This is a genomic window from Brevibacterium samyangense (assembly GCF_039529845.1).
In the GTDB taxonomy this organism is placed as follows: Bacteria; Actinomycetota; Actinomycetes; order Actinomycetales; family Brevibacteriaceae; genus Brevibacterium; species Brevibacterium samyangense.
The window spans coordinates 115,771-138,664 of record NZ_BAAANO010000004.1 but is presented as its reverse complement, the minus strand read 5'-3'; the positions used below and the strand labels follow the sequence as shown (position 1 = coordinate 138,664).

11 protein-coding genes and 2 tRNA genes are annotated in these 22,894 nt (G+C 69.5%); 5 read left to right on the top strand and 8 right to left on the bottom strand.

Going from position 1 to position 22,894, the window contains the following annotated elements; genetic code table 11:
* Window positions 1-161: 161 nt before the first annotated feature.
* Entirely contained in the window at window positions 162-2,075 is a 1,914-nt protein-coding gene (locus tag ABD172_RS01935) for an FAD/NAD(P)-binding protein (RefSeq protein WP_344306452.1), read from the bottom strand.
* On the bottom strand, window positions 2,072-4,354 hold the full coding sequence (locus tag ABD172_RS01930; RefSeq protein ID WP_344306450.1) for an LCP family glycopolymer transferase: 2,283 nt from the start codon (window positions 4,352-4,354) through the stop codon (window positions 2,072-2,074). The genes ABD172_RS01935 and ABD172_RS01930 overlap by 4 nt, the downstream gene beginning before the upstream one ends.
* A gap of 284 nt (window positions 4,355-4,638) precedes the next feature.
* On the opposite strand from ABD172_RS01930, the gene ABD172_RS01925 reads away from it, so the two are divergent.
* A tRNA-Ser gene (locus ABD172_RS01925) sits at window positions 4,639-4,727 on the top strand.
* 58 nt (window positions 4,728-4,785) lie between these two features.
* Here ABD172_RS01925 and ABD172_RS01920 read toward each other — a convergent pair.
* Together ABD172_RS01920 and ABD172_RS01915 are read right to left on the bottom strand one after the other, a co-directional pair.
* Window positions 4,786-5,952: a GmrSD restriction endonuclease domain-containing protein gene (locus tag ABD172_RS01920; protein ID WP_344306448.1), complete on the bottom strand. Its 1,167-nt coding sequence runs from the start codon at window positions 5,950-5,952 to the stop codon at window positions 4,786-4,788.
* Window positions 5,953-6,277: 325 nt separating this feature from the next.
* Window positions 6,278-8,110: a phosphoenolpyruvate carboxykinase (GTP) gene (locus ABD172_RS01915; RefSeq protein WP_344306446.1), complete on the bottom strand. Its 1,833-nt coding sequence runs from the start codon at window positions 8,108-8,110 to the stop codon at window positions 6,278-6,280.
* 356 nt (window positions 8,111-8,466) lie between these two features.
* Between ABD172_RS01915 and ABD172_RS01910 the strand changes: the two genes are divergently transcribed.
* Window positions 8,467-8,539 (top strand) — tRNA-Arg (locus ABD172_RS01910).
* Window positions 8,540-8,700: 161 nt separating this feature from the next.
* Here ABD172_RS01910 and ABD172_RS01905 read toward each other — a convergent pair.
* The 3 genes from ABD172_RS01905 to ABD172_RS01895 form a co-directional block, all read right to left on the bottom strand.
* The gene (locus tag ABD172_RS01905) at window positions 8,701-11,376 is read right to left on the bottom strand and encodes an ExeM/NucH family extracellular endonuclease (protein WP_344306444.1); all 2,676 of its coding nucleotides are present in this window, start codon (window positions 11,374-11,376) and stop codon (window positions 8,701-8,703) included.
* 161 nt (window positions 11,377-11,537) lie between these two features.
* Window positions 11,538-11,846 carry a cupin domain-containing protein gene (locus ABD172_RS01900; RefSeq protein WP_344306442.1) on the bottom strand — a complete coding sequence of 103 codons (309 nt, stop codon included), beginning with the start codon at window positions 11,844-11,846 and terminating at the stop codon, window positions 11,538-11,540.
* Window positions 11,847-11,924: 78 nt separating this feature from the next.
* The gene (locus ABD172_RS01895) at window positions 11,925-15,494 is read right to left on the bottom strand and encodes a bifunctional proline dehydrogenase/L-glutamate gamma-semialdehyde dehydrogenase (RefSeq protein ID WP_425546638.1); all 3,570 of its coding nucleotides are present in this window, start codon (window positions 15,492-15,494) and stop codon (window positions 11,925-11,927) included.
* 261 nt (window positions 15,495-15,755) lie between these two features.
* Between ABD172_RS01895 and ABD172_RS01890 the strand changes: the two genes are divergently transcribed.
* Window positions 15,756-17,342: an FCD domain-containing protein gene (locus tag ABD172_RS01890; RefSeq protein ID WP_344306440.1), complete on the top strand. Its 1,587-nt coding sequence runs from the start codon at window positions 15,756-15,758 to the stop codon at window positions 17,340-17,342.
* Window positions 17,343-17,387: 45 nt separating this feature from the next.
* Here ABD172_RS01890 and ABD172_RS01885 read toward each other — a convergent pair whose 3' ends face one another.
* Window positions 17,388-19,112: a hypothetical protein gene (locus ABD172_RS01885; RefSeq protein ID WP_344306438.1), complete on the bottom strand. Its 1,725-nt coding sequence runs from the start codon at window positions 19,110-19,112 to the stop codon at window positions 17,388-17,390.
* A gap of 295 nt (window positions 19,113-19,407) precedes the next feature.
* On the opposite strand from ABD172_RS01885, the gene ABD172_RS01880 reads away from it, so the two are divergent.
* Window positions 19,408-20,883 (top strand): malate:quinone oxidoreductase, encoded by a 1,476-nt coding sequence (locus ABD172_RS01880; protein WP_344306436.1) that lies wholly within the window; start codon window positions 19,408-19,410, stop codon window positions 20,881-20,883.
* A gap of 226 nt (window positions 20,884-21,109) precedes the next feature.
* Window positions 21,110-22,804: a PrsW family intramembrane metalloprotease gene (locus ABD172_RS01875; protein WP_344306434.1), complete on the top strand. Its 1,695-nt coding sequence runs from the start codon at window positions 21,110-21,112 to the stop codon at window positions 22,802-22,804.
* Window positions 22,805-22,894: the final 90 nt, after the last annotated feature.

The window sequence follows — 22,894 nt, the reverse complement described above, 5'->3', positions numbered from 1 at the left end:
CGACTTCGAACCGCTGGACCGCTAGCGATCGCGATCCGAACGGCTCGATCCCCGGAATCCAGTAGGGCGGGAGCACGTTCGCTGCCGTCGATCGTGCTGATTTCGACTGTTTTCCAGCACGATCGACGACAGTGAAGTGTCGTCCGCACCTGAACGGGCAGCTACGAGGCGTCGCCGCCGATGCCGTCGCCGCTCCCGTCGTCACTTCCGAGCCCGAGGAGATCCTCGACGAGGGCGTGGGCGTCGCGCAGCATACGGGCGCCGCGTCCGGGATTCGCCGCGATCGCCAGCCCCATCCGGACGGCGGACAACTGGATGGAGTGGACATACCGGTGGGGGTGGGCGCGTCCGCGGGAGTCGACCGTGTGCATCGCCGGGCCCTCGACGAGCAGACCGGACGACACCTGCTCCACGCCGTCGACGTCGACCCGGGCCGGGACGACCTGCCCGGACTCGAGCATCCCCGCGAGCAGCACGTCGTCCGCTCGCGTCACGCGGTTCGCCGGGGACGAGGCGTCGACGAGTGCACGCGCCTCGACCACCTCGTCCGGGACGGCCGGCGAGGTCGCACGGAAGAGTGCGGGTTCGCCCGCCCGGCCGGTCGTGATGCGCACGTCGGGACCGACGAACCGCACGATCCCGGCCTCCGCGAGCGCGACGAGCTCGGCGAACCGTTGGGGAGGCGGCCCGTCGCAGATCCCGGACACGAAGTCCTCGAACCAGCCACGCACCTCGGACACATAGCTCGCCTCGTCGATCCGCGCCTCGGCGACGAGCTCCTTGACGAGCAGACGGGCCTCCCACAGCACGGCGAAGAGCGCCTTCACCGGGGCCCGCTCGGGTCCGGCGAGGGAGTCGGCGAGGTCGCCGCGGATCCAGTCGAGCATCCATGCGTGAAGTGAGTCCTCGGGCAGTTCCGCTCCCGAGGCGCCCCGCCCCGCGTCCATCACTTCGTCCCTGCCACCTGCAGCACCGGTGCCGGCGTCCCGCGCGGGCGCAGGGGTACGCTCCGCCCCGCGTTCGTCCCCACCGCGGCATGTGAAGGTCCGCCCCTCGAGCGGCCGCAACAGTGCATGCAGATCGAAGTCCGCCGGGGCACCGCCCGCGGCCCGCCAGGCATCCTCCAGGTCGGAGAGGACGAGGGGCCACACGTCCTCGTCGAAACGGAGAACGCGGTCGGGAAGCGCGGCACGCGTGAAGTGTGTGAGCGGGGACGGGCGCATCGGGTGGTCCGGCCCGATCGGCTTGCTCCGGTAGGGGACACCGCGCCGCGAACTCGGGACGAGGATCGGTTCGCGACCGCTCGGCACATAACGCAGCCGTCCGTCCTGCTCGACGAACCGGCCGCCGCGGCCCACCGTGAGAAGGGCCTGCTGATCGAAGTAGTTGAGTCCGAAGCCCCGGAAGATCACCGGTTCACCGGGCGCGAGTGCGGTGAGATCCGCCTCGGCCGGCAGACCCGGCGGCACGTAGGTGAGCCGTTCGGGTCCGGCGGATCCCGCGTACTGTGCCCAGTCGGCGCGTTCATCGCTCAGCCGGGCCGGAATGTGCCCGAGGCACAGGACGACCGCCCGCGCCGCGAGCGTCCGCCCGTCCTCGAGCCGGACGTACTGTCGTTCCCAATCGGTGCCGGTGGGCTCGAGGAGCCCGGTGGCACGCGTCGCGTGATGAACGACCGTCACGTTCTCCGGCGCGAGCGCCCGGAGCCGTTCGTACGACCACCGCAGGTACTCGCCGTAGAGCGCACGCGAACCGAAGACGGCGTCGACCGGTACGGAGTTGTCGTGCGTACGCCGGTACCACTCGCCCATATCGGGCCCGAGCGAGTGCGGTGAGACCCCGCACGAGGCATCGGGGAACACTGTCTGTTCAGCGATCGTCGTGTTCATGAGCAGCTCGGCGGGCTGGTCGGTGCGCCAGACGATGCCCGCTCCGGGCGGGTAGGGGTCGACGAGGTCGACGTGGATGTCCCCGTCGTACCGAGGTGCGAGCGCGACGATCCGCTCGAGGATGCCGAGGCCGCGGGGGCCTGCCCCGATCACCGCGACGGTGAGCGGGGACGTGTGGGTGCTCATTCCTCCGCGTCGGGACCCGGGTACCCGGGCCATCCGCTGCCGGGGACGTAGCCCTTCGGGTAGCACTTGCCGTCGGCGGTCATCCCGCCCTCTGCGGCCGCACCGTCCGTGGCCGAGGCGTCCTCACCGGCGCCGTCCGCGGCACCGCCCTCGAGGTCGCCGGAGGTCCCCGCAGCCATGAGCGAGGTCGCGAAGAGGTCGAGCGTCGCGAGTTCGGAGGACGTCGCCGCGGCGGCGGTCGCCGAGGTGCCGGTGACCGTTCCGCCGGCGTTCGCCTCGTCGTCGGAACCGCCGGTTGCGCCCTCGCCCGTACCGTTCGCCCCGGCATCCCGGTCCGCACCGTCGGCACCTGCTCCGTCCGAGCCCTCGGCACCTGCTCCGTCCGAGCCCTCGGCACCTGCCCCGTCGATCTGCTGCCGGACCCATTCGTGCAGCTCGTCGTAGTCGGGTGCGTACGTCGGGGTGACGTCGTTGTTGATCTGCGGCGCTTCCATCTCGCCGGTCTGCATCTTCGCCGCGAGTTCGACGAAGGCACTCAGCTCGTTCTGCGGGATCGAGGTCTGGATGTGGCTGCCGAGGGACGAAGCGAGCTTCGGGTAGGCGACCGCGAGTTCCTGCGGATTCATCTGGCCCAGGGTCGTCTCGATCATGCGCTGCTGACGGCACATCCGGTCGTAGTTGTCCGCGCCTTCGCGGGACCGGACGTACCAGAGGGCGTGCTTGCCGTCGAGGGTCTGCATGCCCGGGTCGATCCAGTCGTAGATGGGGTTCGGTGCGCCGGTGTTCGCGTTCTTGCCACCACCGAGCGGGATGGGACGTTCGACGTCGATCTCGACTCCGCCGAGTGCGTCGACGAGGTCCTCGAAGCCTTCCATGTCGACGGACGCGTAGTAGTCGAGGTCGATGCCGAGCGACCCCTCGACCGCCTGCATCGTCGCGAACATGCCCGGTTCCAGACCCTGCGGATCGGAGATCGCGCTCGGCTCCTCCTCCGCCCACGTCCACACCGCGTTGATCATGCTCTGTTCGGTGCCGTAGTACTGGAAACCGTTCGGCCAGCGCTCGGCGAGTTCGGAGCCCTCCGGGAAGATCGGCATCGCGAGATTGCGGGGGATGGAGATGACGGTCGAGTCACCGGTCCTCGGGTCGATCGAGGCGACGAGCTGCGTGTCGACACGGGTGCCGGTACGGCCCTCGCCGGAGTCGCGGCCGATGAGGTACACGGTGACGCGTTCCTGATCCGCGAAGAGGGTGTCGGCGTCGGTGACCGGGTCGTTCCGGCCGTCGCCGTCGAGGTCCTGCCCGCCGCCGAAGACGGAATCGATCGTCTGCCCCTGCACGCGGGCATAGGTCGCACCGATGCCCAGCGGCACCCCCACGACGATCGCGAGGGACGCCACGAGCACTCCGCCGAGAGCCTTCTGGACCCGGTTGAACTGCTGGTGGCGCTTCATCGTGAGGTACTGGACCACGATGACCGCGAGCCACACGACGAGGCCCACGGCGAGCAGCACCGCGAGGGCATCGAGGATCGTCGGGCTCGAGATGACCCGGGCGACGGCCTTGATCGGACCGCGCCAGAGCACCCATCCGACGATCGTGACGATGCCGAGGACGAATCCTCCGAGGAGTACCCAGCCGAGTGTCGTGAACTTCCGGGCGCGCAGGAGTGCGAGGCCGGGAAGGGCGGTGCCGAGGCTCGTCCACCCCACGACCGAGGGGAACGCGTCGTAGTGGGCGCGCGCGTGTCGGGCGACGAGGTGCTCGAGCTCCTGGGGCGGGTGCGTGATCGAGTCGAAGGACGGGGCAGTGGCACCTGCGGTGCCCGGAGCGGGAAGCGCCGAGGCGCCTGCCGGGGGAGCCACCGGGGCCCCGGCCGCAGGCGTCGGCATCTCACCGGCTGCTGCGCCGGCCGACGGAGCGTCGTCGGCGGGGGAGCAGTCCCCGCGGATGACCCGTTGGTGACGAGCGGGTGTCGTGGGCGCGGAGTGTGCGGTGTGACCCGCGCCGAGGGGCGCGGAGGGGAGGAAGACGTCCTGGCCGGAGGGCGCCTCGGCGACGGTTTCGTGGACGGAGGTGTCGGAGGACTCCATTGCGCGTTCGGCACGGCGGGCCTCGGCCCGGGTGCGCGGCTCGAAGTTCTCGAGACCCGCACCGGCGGCGAGTGCGCTTCGTTCGCTGCGCAGACGCGGTCGGGACGATGCCGAGAAGACCGAGCGCGGGGTGCCGTCCGGATTCTGCTCCGGGGAAGCGAGCGCGCTGGGGTCGTGCTCTGACACCGATGTACTCCTGACGTCGACGAGTGCTGGCCGCGATGCCGCGCGACCGGTTCGGGCCGCATCACGGCGGACGGCACAGAAATGCCGTCCGTGCGCAGCAGTTTACGGCCCGATTCTGGTGACTTCGTGCAGATCCGCGGGCGGACGCACAGCGGCGGTTCAGGAATCGCGCTGTGACCCGCGTCGACCGTTTTGCCCGGGCGGGCGGCGGACGGGTACGCTGGACGCGGTTGCCCTCGGGTGACCGGCCGGATCGCTTCGCTGTTCTCGCAGTGTGCAGTCCTGGAGTCGTGGCTGAGCGGCCGAAAGCACCACCCTGCTAAGGTGGAGTCCCTTGAACTGGGGACCGTGGGTTCAAATCCCACCGGCTCCGCGTTGTGACGAAAGCCCGCTTCCCCTTGTAAACACTGGGGAGGCGGGCTTTCTCGCATTCACTCGCAGCCGACTCCGTCGTCGTCGCGGTCGAGGTGCGGACCGTACCCGGGGTCACCGCGATGGACAGGAGCTGCACCTGCGGCCCGGGCGGCGGAACAGTTCTCGAACGCGCCGGACGCTCCGTTGTTCCCGTGGTCGGGAGCGGGTTCGGGCGCGGGCTCCGGTGCTTGGGCAGGCTCCGGTGCGTACACCGGCGCGGGCTCGGAGGCGACATCGCCGTCGGAGGTGGCAGGCCACGGGTCGTCGTCGATCGCGGGTTGGCCCTCGCAATCGAGAAGCAGGCCCTCGATCGCGTCGAACTCCGGCTGTGTCACCCAGAGCCCGTACTTCGACTTCACCGAGACCTGACGTGCGACGTACTCGCACCGGTAGGACCTGAGGGGAGGGAGCCAGGTGGCCGCGTCACCATCGCCCTTCTGCGCGTTCAGTCCGGATTCCGTGGCGAGGAGGTTCAGCGGGTCGTTCCCGAATTCGACTCGTTCCTCGGCCGACAGTTCCTGGGCCCCGGTCTGCCAGGCATTGGAGAGTGCGACGACGTGGTCGATGTCGATGTTGTTGCCGTCGCCGCGGACGAAGTCGAATGTGTCGCCGCTGTATGCCGAAGTGAGCGTGCCGTCGAGGACGACGCATCCGTCATCGGCCAGCTCGATGTCGACGAGATCACGGCGCAACACGTCGTTGCGGGTGTCGCATCCGTTGTGGTCGACGTCGTCACGCCAGGCGAAGAGGTCACGGTCGTAGCCCGTCTTCGGTGCCCGGCCCTTGAGCTCGAGCGCGTAGAGCAGGGCCAGAGCGGTGCCGTCCTCGGCGGGCTCCTGCAACTCGACGGACTTCTCGGCGGGGGCTGCAGGGCGTGTCGCTGTCGCCGAGGCCGGAGCGGCGGTGGGAAGGATCTCCGGTGACGTGGCCGTCCGGGTCGGCGCGGCCTCGGTCGTCGAGTCCGGTCCGGTGCTGTGGGTGGCGACGACGGACGGAGCGGCCGGTGTCTCCGCCGGGTCCTCGTTTCCTCCATCGACGAGGATCCCGAGGACGAGGAGGACGACGAGTACAAGGCCGCCGTATCCGGCGAGAGCGCCGACCCTCGGCGCCTTCCGTCCACCTTTCGGCGGGGTGTTTCCGGCTGCGGTGCGTACTCGGTACTTGGGTGGGAGTGAACGGGACATCGCGCGCGGACCGGCTTTCGGGACGGAGGGGGTACGGCAGTTCGGAGCGGATCGGTGATCCGCTCCGATGGTAGGGACACTCCGTCGGGCCGGACGCTGTCGTCGACGTGGCGATGTGGGCCGGTCTCACGAGGCGGACGACGGCCGTCGACAGGAGAAGCGGGTGCCGCCCTGGCTCAAGGGCGACACCCGCTTCCGGGGGGACCGGGCGCCTCGGGAGGCTCACCGGTCCGTGCTGGAGGGTGAGGGATGCAGCCTCACGTCACCAGACGTATATGGAGGTCGGGCACGGTGCGGCGCGACCGGTTGTGGTGGAACGCGTGGATCAGAGCCCCATGCGCTCGCGCAGCTGGGCGACCTCGTTCTTGAGTTCGGCCGGGACGTGATCGCCGAGTTCCGCGTACCACTCCTCGATCGACTCGAGTTCCGTGGCCCACTCGTCGGGCTTGATGGAGATCGCCTCGGCGAGCATCTCGGGGGTGAAGCCCTCGAGTCCGTCGATGTCGAGGGAGCCCTCTGCCGGCGAGAAGCCGATCGGGTTCTCCACGGCCTCCGCGGTGCCGGCGACGCGCTCGAAGACCCACTTGAGCACGCGCGAGTTCTCCGAGAAGCCCGGCCACAGGAAGCCACCCTCCTCGTCACGGCGGAACCAGTTGACGTAGAAGATCTTCGGCAGCTGCGCGCCCTCAGTGGCGCCGATGTTCAGCCAGTGCTGGAAGTAGTCACCGACGTTGTAGCCGATGAAGGGGCGCATGGCCATGGGGTCGCGGCGGACGACGCCGACCTGGCCGACAGCGGCCGCGGTGGTCTCCGAGGAGAGCACCGAGCCCATGAAGACACCGTTGGTCCAGTCGCGGGTCTGCATGACGAGCGGCATCGTCGTCTTGCGGCGGCCGCCGAAGAGGATCGCGGAGATCGGCACACCGTCCGGGTTCTGCCACTCGGGAGCGAGGGTCGGAACGTTCGAGATCGGGGTGCAGAAGCGCGAGTTCGGGTGTGCGGCCTTGGCGCCGGACTCGGGGGTCCAGTCGTTGCCGCGCCAGTCGGTGAGGTGCGCCGGGGTCTCCTCGGTCATGCCCTCCCACCAGACGTCGCCGTCATCGGTGAGCGCCACGTTCGTGAAGACGTTGCCGCCGGCCTCGATCGCGTGCATCGCGGTCGGGTTGGTGTCGTAGCCGGTGCCGGGAGCGACACCGAAGAGACCGAACTCGGGGTTGACGGCGTAGAGCTGCCCGTCCTCGCCGAAGCGCATCCAGGCGATGTCGTCACCGAGGGTCTCGGCCTTCCAGCCGGGGATCGTCGGTTCGATCATGGCAAGGTTGGTCTTGCCGCACGCGCTCGGGAAGGCTGCGGCGATGTACTTGACCTCGCCCTCCGGGTTCGTGAGCTTGAGGATGAGCATGTGCTCGGCGAGCCAGCCCTCGTCGTGGGCGATCGCCGAGGCGATGCGCAGCGCGTAGCACTTCTTGCCGAGGAGGGCGTTGCCGCCGTAACCCGAGCCGAAGGACCAGATGGAGCGCTCCTCCGGGAAGTGGGTGATGTACTTCGTCTCGTTGCACGGCCAGGCGACATCGGCCTGTCCCTCTTCGAGCGGAGCACCGACGGAGTGCACGCACTCGACGAACGTGCCGCCGTTGCGGTCGATCGCCTCGAGGACCGGGGTGCCGGTGCGCGCCATGATCATCATGGAGAGGACGACGTACGGGGAGTCGGTGATCTCGATGCCGAACGCGGGGTGCGTGGCGTCGATGTGTCCCATGACGAAGGGGATCACGTACATCGTGCGCCCCTTCATCGAACCGGTGAAGAGTCCGTTGAGGATCTCCTTCATCTCGGCGGGGGCCATCCAGTTGTTGAGGGGGCCTGCGCCCTCCTCGGTCTCGGAGCAGATGTAGGTGCGGTCCTCGACGCGGGCGACGTCGTCCGGATCGGACTTCGCGTAGAAGGAGTCCTTTTTCTTCTTGAGGCGGACGAGGGTGCCGGCCTCGACGAGCTGATCCTCGATCGCGGTGCGCTGGGCGTCCTCGCCGGTGATCCATTCGATGCGATCCGGCGTCGTGAGCGTGGCAATCCTCTTGATGAAGGCGAGCACGTTCTCGTTCGAGGTCGGTGCACCCTGCAGAAGGTCTTCGACTGAGCCAGTGTCGAGGACGGTCATGAGATCTCTCCGATCGGTGGGGGTTTTCAGTGGTTCCACCGTAGGAATTCGACGCGCTGTAGAACCGGGGGAAATGGGCCGCCCACCTGTGCATTGCCTCACAGGACCCTGGTCGATGACGGGAGTGGATCAAATGAATGGCGGATTCTGCCATAAGAGTGATCGATTCTTCCACGGTAATTGAAAGCGGTTGCAAACCCCGAGAACTCGGCGGTTCCGCGCCGCTGTCGAGTGCTGTGACGCAAAGCACGCCCAAAACGGCCGATCTCGATTTGGCGTCCCCTCGAGGACCTGCGTATAGTTATTCGAGTCGTCAGGGCGAACAGCCCGGAAAGCGGCGAGAAACAACAGAATATGCGCCACTAGCTCAACGGATAGAGCATCTGACTACGGATCAGAAGGTTGGGGGTTCGAATCCCTCGTGGCGCACCGAACAGAGGCCCTCACCGCATCGGTGAGGGCCTCTCTCGTTCCTCCGGGCGAGCACCCGTGCGAGGCCCGGGGAACCGGAGAAAGCAGCGGTTCGCTCCGAAGAACGGGTTTCGAACCCGTGGATCACGAGCGAACCGCTGCTTTCGTGAGTCGGACGATCAGACGGCGCGCATGACGCCGTGACCGCGGCCCGGGTGGTCGGCGCCCTTCACGACGCCCTTGCCCTTCCCTGGGAAGTTCTCGTCCTTCTGCAGACCCTTGCCGTTGCCCTTGCCGGGGTGACCGTCGCCGGTACCCGGAAGCTCCGGGCCCGGCACCTCCGGTTCGGTCGGCTCGGGTTCGGTCGGCTCCTCGGTGCCCGGGTCCTCGTCGGACGCACCCTCGACCGTCATGCCGACGAGCAGCGGGTCGTGGTCGGAGGACCGGAACGCGGACTCGTCGTAGAGGTCGACGACGTTCGAGTTGAAGCGGCTGTACTCGAGGCCGATCGATTCGACCGAGTTGATGTTCCAGACGTCCGCGCCGGTGAGGTCCTCGAACGCCGCGGGCGAGGCGAGGACGTGATCGAGCGAACCGGTGCGGCCGTCGTAGAGGTACGTCGCCTCGTCGGTGAGTTCGCTCCCGACGTTGATGAACCCGGCTTCGTAGAGGACCTGCATCGGGTCCTCCTGCGTGTAGGCGTTGAAGTCACCGAGGAGGAAGACCTTCTCGGTATCGGCCTCCGCGGTGAGGGTGTCCGCGAACCCGACGAGCGCCGCGGCCTGGCCGACGCGGTCCGCGTTCGACGCGCCCTGGCCGTCGCCGGTGTCCTCGTTGCCCGGGCCGGAGCCCGAACCCTTCGACTTGAAGTGGTTGACGATCGCGAGGAACTCCTCGTCGACGACCGGTGCACCCGAGTCGTCGAGCGGCGCGAACTCCTGGGCGAGCGGCTCGCGGGCGTTGTCGAAGTTCTCCTCGTCCACGAGGATCTGCGATTCCCCGACCGGGGCGACGGATGCCGGCTGGTAGATGAACGCGGTCCGGATGACGTCCTCGTCGGTCGGCAGTTCGGCGGGGGAGGGGACGAACGCCCACTTCTCGGAGCCCGCCTTCGCGTTGAGCGCGTCGACGAGGGTTGTGAGTGCCTCGTCCCGGTCCTTGCCGAACGCCGCGGAGTTCTCGATCTCCTCGAGCGAGAGCACGTCCGCGTCGAGGCCCTCGATCGCCTCGACGATCTTCACCTGCTGGCGGGCGAGGTTCTCCGCGTCGTAGGCGCCGCGCGGTTCGCAGTAGTTCGTCGTCGTCGGGTTGCCCTCGCGGTCCGTGTAGTAGTCGCAGTCCGCGAACTCCTCGCCGAGGGTCGTGAAGTAGTTGAGCACGTTGAAGCTCGAGAGCGTGAGGTCCCCGCCGACGTCCTGCGGGCGCTCCTGGCGCGTGTTCTCGATCGTCACCGGCGACACCTCGTCCGCGTTGTCCGCAGTGAGGTGCGTGAGCGGCTGGAGGCGCCACTGGTCGTGGCCGTACCCGAGGACCACCGGCGAGGTGAAGGCCACCGGAGCGCCGACGCGCACCGGCTCCTCCGTCGACAGGTAGGGCAGCGGCACGTCCGAGGCGCCGCGCGTGTAGTCACCGGTCGAACCGTCGTCGAGGACATAGGAACGGGCGACGTTCTCGGCCTCGAGGGCCTGCGCCTCGGCGCCGGGTGCGACGACGTCGGTCGCCTGCGGGAGGGTCTCCTCGCCGTTCACGATCCCGATCTCGCCGTAGCGGTTCGTGGGGTACGTGTCGGTCACGGTGATCGGGCCGGTCGGCTGCACGAGCATGCCCTCGAGGGACTCGCGGGCGGCCGGATCGGTCGGGAATTCGCCTTCGTAGGGCTTGGGAGCGACCGCGGGCTCGTCGAGCACCCGTGCGTCGCCGGTGGCGACCGTGATCTGCGTCTGGCCGTAGTACTCGGAGACCGTGCCCGTGACCTCGACGTGGTCGCCGATCGCGACCTCGCCCACGGTGTCGGACGAGTACACGAACAGCCCGTCCGAGGCGCCGGAGGGCTCCTCGCCCCCGGTTCCCTCGGTCTGGATGTAGTAGCCGTTCAACCCGCCGGTCGGGTACGCCGCGGTGACAACACCGCGGGTGGTGACGGTCCGTCCGGCGAGCGGTGACGTCTCGCCCTCGCCCTGGATCCCGGCGATCGCGACGGGCTCGGTCGGCGCGGTCGGCTCCGTGGGCTCCGGTTCGGTCGGCTCCGCGGAACCGCCCGGCAGCGGGAGCGGATCGCCCGTGCCTTCGGTCGGCAGGGATCCGGGGGTCGGTTCGCCCGCGGTCCACGTACCCTCGACGAGCGCGATCGAGGACCCGGCGTCGGCGGTGGCCGCGGTGGCCGCCGCCTCGATCCCGGCGATCTCCTCGGGAGCCGAGGCGACGACACCGGCGCCTCCGGCGATGCCGCCGATCATCGGGAAGTCGACGACGTCGCCCTCCGGGGACACGAGGAATGCGGAGGAGCCGTAGGAACCGTCGGCGCGCGTGCCCGAGTTCACGGAGTTCGTGATCGGCAGCGGGAACTCGAACGCCCCGGACTCGTCGACGACACTGCCGTCGGGCAGCACCGTCACGTGCGCGTCGGACTGGGGGCTGCCGCCACGGTTGACGGTGCCGACGGTGTAGCCGGACAGATCCGTACCGGCGGCTGCGGCGATCTCGACGAAATCGGTGTCATCGGCACCGGCGTACGCGATCTCGGACACGAAGGGGAGCTCGGCGGCGTGGACGACCGCCGGTGGGAGGAGAGCGGGCGTGGCGAGTGCGGGCAGCACGACGCCGAGCGCGAGCGCTCCGGAGGTGAGGGCTTTCATGGGTCTCCTCGGTCGGGAGGGAGGAAAGGACCAGAGAAGCCTATGGAGCAGGACGCGGATTCCGGTGTCGGCCGGTGGAACTCCACGTGTCGGCACGATGAACGGCGCCGGGGTGACTCACCCCGACGCCGCTCACTGTGCCGTGTCCCCCACCGGGGACGTCAGGACGCGACCGCGGTGCGTCCCTTGAACTCGATCTCGACGAAGGCGAACTCCGCGTCCGTGTCGTTGATGACGTTGTGCGCGCTGCCGGCACCGCGAGTGTAGGACTGCCCGAGCACGATCGGGTTCTCGAAGGTCTCCGTCTCCGTCACGATCGTCATCATTCCGGCGATCGTGGGGACCACGACGTAGTCCATCTCGTGGACGTGGAAGGTCGTCTCCGTGCCGGGCGGGAAGCGCCATTCGGTGACGCGGGAGAACTCGTTGTCGATCTGGACCGTCGCGGTCGCGGGCTGGTAATCGCTCATGGGGTGAGCGTAACCACACCGCGAGAACGGGACGTAACAGGCCCGTCCCCACGGTGCGGTCGACCGCGCGGACGCCGCTCAGGCGTGGCCGACGCCCATGAGCTCCTCGCGCAGCAGCGTGAACTCGCGGCTCGGGTTGCCGAAGCGGTGCATCGTCATCGACACCGCCTGTTCGTTCACGTAGTACCTCTGTTCGACCCGTCCGGACACCGTCACCGGGTCCGTCACGACGGCGACCTCCGGCCGAGGCGCCACGGCCTCGTGCAGACCGTCCTCCACCGTGCCGATCACCCGGACGCGGGTGCCGACCGTGTCGTCGTACGCGCCGGAGGCGACGCGGTGGACGAACTCCTGCGCCGACTCGTCCTCGACGTGTGCGGCGGCGAGTTCTCCGGAGGCGAGGGCCTCGCAGATCTCGGCCGGCGCCTCGGGGGCCAGCGACCAGTGGAGCGGAGCGCCGACGGTGGCGGCGGCATGCGCCGCGCGCCGGACGTGGACGGGCGCGGCGTCCGCGGTGACCCGGAGGACCGTGGTGCGCGGACGGTACCGGAGGATGTTCGCCTCCGCGTGCAGCCCCGAGGGGTCGGCCGGCGCGCCGAACTCGGTGGCGAACGCCTCGGCGTCGCTCTCCCGTGCCGCGGCGAACCAGGCCTCCGGATCCCGGGCGTCGAGCCCGTTCGTGTCGTCGTTCCACGCGCCCATGAGCATGAGGTAGTTCGGCCCGCCGGCCTTCGACCCCAGGCCGACCGAGGACTTCTTCCACCCACCGAACGGCTGGCGGCGGACGATCGCACCGGTGATGCCGCGGTTGATGTAGACGTTGCCCGCCTGCACGCGGTCGAGCCAGGTGCGGACCTCGTTCGAGTCGAGGGAGTGGATCCCGCCGGTGAGACCGAAGTCGACGGCGTTCTGCATGTCGATCGCCTCGTCGAGGTCCTTCGCGTGCATGAGGCCGAGGACGGGTCCGAAGACCTCGGTGCGGTGGAAGAAGGAGCCCGGCTTCACACCCGTCTTGATGCCGGGACGCCACAGGTGGCCGTCCTCGTCGAGCTGCTGGGGTTCGAGCAGCCATTCCTCTCCCTCGTCGAGGGTGGTGAGGGCCCGGAGCAGTTTCTCCGAGGGCAGTTCGGTGAGCGGGCCGACGACAGCGCGGAGGTTGGTGGGCACGTCGACCGTGAGGGACTTCGCCGCATCGACGAGCTGCTTGCGGTAGCGCGCGGAGTCGTACGTCGACCCCACCATGATCGCGAGCGATGCTGCGGAGCACTTCTGTCCCGCGTGCCCGAACGCCGAGTTCACGAGGTCGGCGACGGCGAGGTCACGGTCGGCCGCGGGGGTGATGACGAGCGCGTTCTTCCCGGAGGTCTCCGCGTTGATGTGGAGCGCGGGGTTGAATTCCTTGAACAGCGCCGCCGTCTCCGAGGCACCCGTGAGCAGCACGCGGTCGACACCCGGGTGCGCGACGAGTGCACGCCCGAGGTCCCCCTCGACGGGGGCGACGAGCTGGAGGACGTCACGGGGTACTCCCGCCTCCCACAGGCACTCGACGAGGAGCGCCGAACACAGCGGCGTCGGGGCCGAGGGCTTGTGGACGACCGAGGCGCCGACCGCGAGCGCGGCGACCGTCGATCCGGTGGGGATCGCGACGGGGAAGTTCCACGGCGGGGTCACGAGGACGAGGGCGTCCGGGGCGAACCGGGCACCGTCGATCTGTTCGAGTTCGACGGCACGGTCCGCGTAGTAGCGGATGAAGTCGATCGCCTCGGACACCTCGGGGTCGCTCTGGGCGAGCGTCTTCCCCGCCTCCGCAGCCATCGTCGCGAGGAAGTCACCGCGGCGGGCGGCGAAGATCTCCGCGGCCCGCAGGAGGATCTCGCCGCGCGCTCGGGCCCCACGGGCGTGCCATTCGGCCGAGGCGGACCGGCCGGTCGCGACGACCTCGTCGACGTGGTCCGTGTCGCGCAGCGGCGCGGGCGTGGGACGGTCTGCGAGCCACGCCTCGTCGGTCGCCCGATCGATGATCGATCGGGCCCATGCCTGGTTCGCCGGCAGCGAGGGGTCGGTGTCCGGTTCGTTGTCGAAGCTGCCGAGGGCGTGCGGGACGCGGTTCTCCGGTCCCGCGGTCTCCTCGGCCGTCCGGTCCTGCCGTCGGTTCGGCAGCGGTGCGGTGTCCCCGTGGGCCGCGAGCGCCTCGGCGAGGTCGTCGAGGGAGGCCCGGAAGCGCGACTCCTCCCGGTCGAACACCGCATTCCCGTTCCGGAGTTCGAAGATCCCGGACATGAAGTTCTCGGTGGCGGCGTTCTCCTCGAGGCGGCGCACGAGATAGGAGATCGCGACGTCGAACTCGTCCGGGTGCACGGCCGGGACGTAGAGGAGGAGGTCGCCGACGTCCTCGCTCACCGCGGCGGCCTGCTCGGCGGCCATGCCCTGGAGCATCTCGAACTCGACGCGGCCTTCGACGCCGCGGTCCTTCGAGAGTTCGTGGGCGAACGCGATGTCGAAGAGGTTGTGGCCGGCCACGCCGATCCGCAGACCCTTCATGCGTTCGGGGGTGAAGAGCCAGTGGAGCACGCGCTTGTAGTTGGCGTCCGTGGCCTGCTTGGACTCGCAGGTGGTGAGTTCCCATCCGGCGATCTCCGCGTGTACGCGTTCCATCGAGAGATTCGCGCCCTTGACGAGGCGCACCTTGATCCCGGCACCGCCGGCGGCCACCCGCTCCGAGGCGAAGGCGGCGAGGCGCTGCATCGCACCGAGGGCGTCCGGCAGATAGGCCTGGAGGACGATGCCGGCCTCGAGGTGGTGCATCTCCGGCTCGCTCAGCAGCCGGGTGAACACCTCCATCGTGAGCTCGAGGTCGCGGTACTCCTCCATGTCGAGGTTGATGAACTTCGAACCCGCGGGAGCGGCCGCCGCCTCACGGTAGAGCGGGCGGAGGCGGTCGACGACGTACTCGACGGTCTCCTCGTAGGCCCACATCGTGAGCTGGGAGGCGATCGACGAGACCTTGATGGAGACGTAGTCGACGTCCGGGCGTCCGACGAGCCGATGGGTCTCCTCGAGGTGGTGGACGGCCTCCTCCTCGCCGAGGACCGCTTCGCCGAGCAGGTTGATGTTGAGACGGTGACCGTCCGCGGTGAGGTGGGCAACTGCCTTCCCGAAGGGTTTGTCGCGGGCATCGACGACCATGTGCCCCACCATGCTGCGCAGACGGGCACGTGCGGCGGGTACGACGACCTGCGGGAGGAACGGTGCGAGCGCGGCCCCGGCGGTGATCTGCGCCCGGTCGAGGCGCGACAGGGTCTCCGGGGCCAGCTGCGCGATGTCGCGGAGCGCACCTGCGGCCGCGACGGGATCGTCGGTGCGGATGACGCGGTCGACGAAGCCGACGGTGAAGTCGAGTCCGTTCGGATCGGACAGCACCGCGCTCAGGCGTTCGGCCGAGGGGTTCTTCGCGACCGAGGCGCTCGCCGAGGTGCGCAGCCAGCGGCGCACGGTGGCGACCGCGGAATCCGCGAGCCGGTCGAGGTCGGCACGGGGTGTGTCGCCGAGTGCGGCGGGGGCGTTCGACGCAGTGGCAGCGTTCGACTGCGTGACGGGAGAGGGCGTGGTGTGGAACGCGGAACCGTTGTCTGCGGGGTCGGTGAGCACGGTGTCCTCCTCACGAGGGATTCGGGGGTTGTGGGGTGATCCCGGCAGGCCGACCGGCGACGCGGTGGAGGCGGTCGGTGCCGAGGTGATGGCCGCAAGTATCTGCGGTCGACGCCCGGTCGCGGGACGGGAGCGGATGGTTCTGCGGGCATACACTGAGTCGGAAGAGATGCGCGGTTCCCGGTGGGGAGACCCGGGACGGGCGCGCCCGCGTTCACGGGCTCCCGCAGGGTGCGTTGTCGAGGTGGGCCGGGAGGTGACGTGGCAGGTCGATCGGTGGACGTCGCGGTCCGTAATTCCGCGGTCGGTGCGGTGTTCGCGGGCACCCCCATGACGGAGGTGGCCCGGGACGTCGGAGTCGCCCATTCGACGGTGCGTCGATGGGTGGCGCGTGCGGCGCGGGGAGAGCCCCTCACGGAGCGTCCTCGGCCGGGCCGGCCGCGTATCCAGGACACGGCCGATCACGTCGTGGCGGCCGTCCTCGCGACCGCCGGTGCGCGGATCGATTCCCAGGACTTCTCGACGCGGGGCGTGGCCACCGCGACCGGTCTGAGCCAGAGTGTCGTCTCCCGTTCCGTACGGTCGTTCGCGGGGGAGGCCGCGAGGCCGGGTACGGGGCGTGGTGCCGACAACCCGGCACGGGGCCACGTGTTGTCCCTGGTGGCGGTCGGGTATCCGGTGCTCGTCGTCGGGCTGGACCGCGTCCCGGGAACCGTGGGGGCCGCGCGGTCGGCACGGGCATTGCGCAGGCGCAGCGCGGCTGTCGTCGCGGCCGTGCACGCGGCGGGGATCGACGGTTGGGCGGACCGGACGAAGTCGGATCATCGGCAGGTGCAGGAGGAGGAGATCCTCCGTCTGTTGCGTTCGGCGGATCCGGATCGTTGGCTCGCGTTCGACCCCCACGGGGACCTCGCCGAGGACGACCTCGAGGAGTTGTCGGGAGAGGGTGCGGTGCACGCGCATCTGGACGACTTCGTCGCACACGTGCAGACCGTGCTCGGCTCGGTGGCGGATGTCCCCGGTTCCCTCCTCGACCTGCTCGCGGCACGGGTCTCCCGGGGGCTCGAAGGAGTGCTGTGGTCGCGCGGTGGACAGGTGCCGCGATCCACAGAATCCAAGACTTTCGAATCAACAGGGCTGGTGCCGGACTCGCGCTGGCTCCCGCGCGAGAACCTGTCGATGACCGAGCAGCTCGCCTATGCGCTGCGGCAGGAGATCATCGATTCGGGGTACCGCTCGGGGGACCGGATCCGGGTGCGGGTCCTCATGCACCGCCTCGGGGTCCCACGCAGCGCCCTCGATGCGGCCCTCCGGCGCATGGTCGACGACGAACTCCTCGACGGTTCCCGCGGCGGCTTCCGGATCCCGACGATCACGGCGCGCGACGTCCTCGACCTGTACGTGGCCCGACAGGCGCTCGGCACGATCCTGCTCCGCGGCCTCGCCGAGGCGCCCCGCCGGAACCTCGTCCCGGTCCGGCAGGCATTCCGCCGGATCGAGGCGGTCGCCCGGACGCGCCGCGGTGACGAGGTCGAGGACGCGGACCTGCGGTTCCAGCAGGAGATCGCGCGCGCCTCGGGGCTCGATCAGACGGCGCGGACCTTCGAGTCGCTCACCCGGCGCCTCCGGATGTACATCTCCGTGCTCCGCCTCGACTACGCACCGGCGACCGAGCGCATCCTCTACGACGACCGTCGGATCCTCTCCCGACTCGAACAGGGTGACGCGGCGGGCGCCGTCGACGCGTGGCGGGGCAAGATCGACAACGCGGTCCGTCACATGTCCGGCACGGCAGCTCACCGGCGGTTCGACGTGGCACTGTGGCAACGGCTGTCGGCACCGAGGTGAGTCCGGTTCCCTCCGTGCGCGGTCCTGAACCACTGGGCCGGCCCGTCACCGTCTGCGGCTGCTGAGGACGAGGGCCGCGACCCCGGCGCCGATGAGGAGGAGCGCCGCCGCGACGAGGGTGCGAGAACCGACACCGGTGCGGGGGAGCGTGCCGGTCTCCGGTGCATCGCCGGTTCGTGCGGTCGCATCGGTTGCCTCGGTTGCTCCGTTCGCCTCGGAAGATGCGGGTGGCACGGATTCGTCGGTGGCGGAGCTCGTCACGACCGCTGATACCGCGGAACTGCTTGCCGCTTCCTCCGGAGTCTCCGACGTGGACCCGTCTCCGGGCGGCTCGACGGTGTGAGCGGGGCTCGGAGTGGTTTCCGCGACCGGCGTGGAGGTTCCGGGGCCCGGTGCCTCGTCCGACGGTGTGGGAGCGTCCGTGCCTGTGGTCTCCTCGGGGGAGCTGTCCTCGGTCGCGCCGGCCGTGGGAGTGGGTGGAGAAGACTCGGCTGTGCGGGTCGGCGAGGGACGTGCCGTCCCCGGGCTCGACGGTGCGGGTGTCCCCGGCACAGTGACCGTGGGGGTCGTGACCGGCCGGGACACGGATGGCACCGACGTCGCCGGAGCAGTGACAGCAGGACTCGTGCCCGGCGTCGGTGAGAACTCCGGTGTCGTCGGCTCCTCCACCGGCTCGGCGGTTGCCACCGGTTCATCGGATGCCTCCGGCTCACGGGTCTGTGCCGGTACGGGAGTTGCCTCCGTTCCGCTCGGGCGAGCAGCCGTCGGACGGGGCGCTGCCGGCTCGTCCCCGCCTGCCGCACCGCCTCCCACCTCGGCTCCGTCTTCCGCGTCGGCCTCACGCTCCTCGCCGCCCGCCTCGGTCCCACCGATCGGTTCGGCGGCTCCGCCCTCGACGACCGTGCTCGTGTCGCGGTCCTCGAGGTCGATGAAGAGGTTCTGGTGGAGCGCCGTCCCGGGAGCCGCGGTCACGACGTTCTGAGTGCGGTCGCGCGCCCTGCGGTCGGCTTCGTGGAACTCGACCTCGGTGGAGGCGAGGTCGGTGACGAGGACTTCGACATCGAGCCCGGTGACGCCGGGATCGGGCTCGACGGGGATCGCGAGTGCGGTCCGGCCGGTGTGCAGAGTGGAATCCGGCGCCGAACCCCCGCGGACGGTGAGATCGACGGCGGCGTCCGGGACCGGGAGACCCTCCCGCCCGACCACGGTGACGGACAGGGTGACGGGGCGGGGCGCCTCGGCGGAGGTGTCCTCCCGGTCGACGTCGACGCGGAGGCTGTACGGGCCGGCGAAGGACCGCGCATCCCGCGAGAGCTCGGTGAAACGGGCTGCCGCACCCGCGAACCGCGGCCCGAGGTCCTCGAGCGGCAGCGGCTCGACCGCGTGGCGGTGCGGGATCGCGACGTGGTCGCGGAGGAAGGCCGAGAGCGCCGCCTGCTCGTCGGGATCCGAGGAGCGGGACCAGGTGTGGAGGGCCCAAGCCGCCTGTGGCGCCTCGACGAGGCGTTCGGGTGCCTCGTCGAACAACGCGGCGAACGGGCTGTCGAGTCCGGCGTCGACGCAGTACGCCGCGTGCGAGGGACCTCCGACGACGGAGGAACCCGCGAAGGTGCGGTACGAGCCGTACCACGTGGCCTGCCCGGAGGAATCGCGGTGGACGATCCCGGTGCCGCGCAGGACCGGTTCGGCCGCCATCGCCGCAGTGACGGGGACGAGTACGAGGAGGAGGACGAGGAACAGGACGCGGAGGACGCGGGAGGAGGAGGTCATGGGCCCAGCACACGCGCCTCGGCGGTGGGCGACCAGGCCTGGGCGACTCCTGTGGACGGTCGCCTCCCCGTCCACCGCCGGAGGCACCGAGAACGGCGGACGGATTCACAGCCTCCGGCGCACAGGTGAGCGTCCCGAAAACCCGCCCCGATTCAGAGCACGGCCGCGTGACGAGTAAAGTCGGGTCCGGAAACCCGCGCCGTCGTCCTCCTTTCCTGCACCGATACGCGTGTGACAAGCACGCGTGATGCAGGCGGAGCCGTGACGGCACCAGCTGAACGATCCGAGGGATGAGATGTCGTACACCAAGGAAAGCGTGGACGTAGTCCTCATCGGTAGCGGAATCATGAGCGCGACGCTCGGCGCCCTGCTCACCGAACTCCAGCCCGATTGGGACATCCGCGTCTACGAGCGTCTGGACTACGTGTCCCGCGAGAGCTCCGACCCGTGGAACAACGCAGGCACCGGACACGCAGCTCTCTGCGAGCTCAACTACACGCCGGCGGGCGCCGACGGTTCCGTGGACATCACGAAGGCCGTCAACATCAACGAGCAGTTCCACGTGTCCCGCCAGTTCTGGTCGTACCTCGTCGACGAGGGCATCATCACCGACCCCTCGACCTTCATCAACCAGGTGCCGCACGTGTCCTACGGTCGTGGCGAGAAGGGCCGTGACTACATCAAGGCCCGTCATGCCGCGATGGTGAAGAACCCGCTGTTCAAGGACATGGAGTTCTCCGACGACCCGGCGAAGCACGCCGAGTGGCTGCCGCTCATGTTCGAGAACCGTGGTCCCGGCCAGGTCAACGGTGTCTCCCGTACCGAGCTCGGCACGGACGTCGACTTCGGTTCGCTCTCCCGTCAGCTCCTCACCCACATCGGTGGCAAGGGTGCCCAGATCCGCACCGGTCACGACGTCACCGACCTGCAGCGCACCGCCGATGGCTGGAAGGTCTCCGTCAAGGAAGCCGCCTCGGCCGAGTCCTTCGACGTCAACGCGAAGTTCGTCTTCATCGGCGCCGGCGGTGGCGCACTCCACCTCCTCCAGAAGTCGGGCATCGCCGAGGGCAAGGGCTACGGTGGCTTCCCGGTCTCCGGTCTCTTCATGCGCACCTCGAACCCGGAGCTCGTCGCGAAGCACAAGGCGAAGGTCTACGGCCAGGCCGCGATCGGCGCTCCGCCGATGTCCGTGCCGCACCTCGACACCCGTGTCATCAACGGCAAGCAGTACCTCATGTTCGGCCCCTATGCCGGCTTCACCCCGAAGTTCCTCAAGAACGGTAAGTTCACGGACCTCCCGTTCTCGGTCAAGGGCGACAACCTCGCGACGATGCTCGGGGTGGCGAAGGACAACTTCGACCTCGTGAAGTACCTCGTCGGTGAGCTCGCCGCCTCGAAGAAGGCGAAGTACGGCTCGCTCGAGGAGTTCATCCCCGAGGTGAACCCGGCCGACTGGGAGTTCATCACCGCCGGGCAGCGCGTCCAGGTCATGAAGAAGCAGGGCAAGGGTGGTGTCCTCGGCTTCGGCACGGAGGTCATCTCCGCCGCCGACGGTTCGCTCGCCGCACTCCTCGGTGCGTCCCCGGGTGCCTCGACCGCGGCGCCGATCATGCTCAACCTCATCAAGACCTGCTTCCCGCAGCAGTACTCCGGGTGGGAGAGCAAGCTCAAGAGCATCGTGCCGTCGCTCGGCCGCAAGCTCCACGAGGACGAGACCCTCCTCGACGAGCTCTCCGAGTACACCGCGCGTACCTTGCAGATCGCACGCTGATCCGGCGCGGACCGCTGGGTCCGCTCCCTGCTCCGTCGCCGAGGCGCNNNGCCGGCTTCCCAGCCGACCGGCGCCTCGGCGCATCTCGCCGTTGCCACGCTCCCCGGGCTCCCCGGAAGGGGAGGCGCTGTGGCAGCGGGCGCGGCGTTCCGGAACGGCGACCGTTCCCGGGGGTGTTCGGGTCGTCGTCTGACTAGGCTGGGCACATGTCGAGAACGAGGTGCGCATGAGTTTCGATCCCCACACCGGTGAGCGGGTTCCCGGAGTGACCGTGCCGAGCGGCCCTGTGCCGGTCGACGGTGGTCGGCCCGGACATCCCGGCGGTCCCGGCGGCGTGCACCCCGGTGGCGCGGGCCGGCCGCAGCAGACGCCGCAGTACCCTCAGCCGCAGGTCCCGGCGCCGGCTCAGCGCCAGTACGCGCAACCGCGCCTGTCGCCGACGGTGACGCAGGAGATGCGGATCCGGGCGCAGGTGCAGCCCTTCGGCGGATCGCCGGTGCAGGACGAGTGGTCGACACAGGCGATCGTGCGGATGCCGCGTCCTGACCCGACCGCGAGCGGGAACACCGTGCGGACCGTCCTCATCTGGGGACTCATCGGCGTACTCGGACTCATCCTGGTCGGTGCCCTGTTCCTCGCCGGTTTCTTCATGTCCGGCGGTGCCCCGGCGATCATCCTGTCGCTGTTCCCGCTCACGTGGATCACGCTCACGGTCATCTGGTTCGACAAGTGGAAGCCGCAGCCGAAGGCCCTCCTCATCGGGTGTGTCCTGTGGGGTGCGGTGGCCTCCGTCATCGCGACCTTCGCACTCACGGCTGTGCTCGACGGGACCCTCAACGCACTCTTCGGCTTCGGGCTCAGCGCCGATCCGATCCTCGGCCCGGTCGTGAGTGCCCCCATCACCGAGGAGATCACGAAGGGCATCTTCCTCGTCGTGATCGTGCTCGCCGCGCGCCGCTGGTTCGAGGGTCCGCTCGACGGGTGGATCTACGGCACGCTCATCGGTGCCGGATTCGCCTTCACCGAGAACATCCTCTACCTCACGTCCTCGCACGCCCAGGGAGCGGAGATGGGGCAGGGTACGCAGGCGCTCCTCGTCACGTGGGTCATGCGATGCGTGTTCAGTCCCCTGCTGCACTCGGCGTTCGTCGCGTGCGCGGGTGTGACGATCGGCCTTGCGGCTCGTCGAGGTCGCTGGTGGGCGACCGTTCTCATGTGGTTGCCCGGACTGTTCCTCGGCATGATCGTTCACGGCCTGTGGAACGGAGTCGCGACATGGTCGAGCTCCACGGAGAACATCCTCATCATCATCGGCACCGCGATCCTGCTCTCCCTCCTCCTGTCCGGCACCTGGTTCGTCGTCGGTCTGGTGCTGCGCCACAACGAGGCGCAGCACACCCGGCAGATGCTCGGTGACTATGCGAACGCCGGCTGGATGACGCACAGTGAGGTCGACATGCTCGGCACCTGGCGCGGTCGCCGGGCCGGCAAGCGATGGGCGAAGCAGTACCCCGGCGCCAAGCAGGCGATGAACCAGCTCATCCGCACCGCAGCCCTCCTCGCGACGACGCGCGAGCGTGTCCTCGCGGGCGTCGGCGGTGACAAGGAGCGTGAGGTCGAGACGTACCTTCTCGAGGCCCTCACGAAGCAGCGGACGCTGCTCATGTACAAGGTGAACAAGGCGATCCACGGGTTCGGCGGCCCCGGTGGTGGGATGCAGCGCGGTCCGGGTGCCGGCGGACCCGGAGGGACGCCGGGCGGTCCACAGCATCCGGGCGGTCCCGGCTTCCGCCAGGGTCCTCCGGCGCCCGGCCCGGGAATGCCGCCGATGCAGGGTCGTCCCGGATCGCAATACCCGCAACCCGGCTATCCACAGCCCGGAGCACCGCAGTACCGCGGCGGCCGTCCGCCGGGGTACTGAGAATGCGGGTGCCGAGCCTGTGGTCGGCACCCTGCCCTTTCACACCAACCGGCCCGAGGCGCCGGCCGGGCTCTCGCGGAGCCGGGCCGG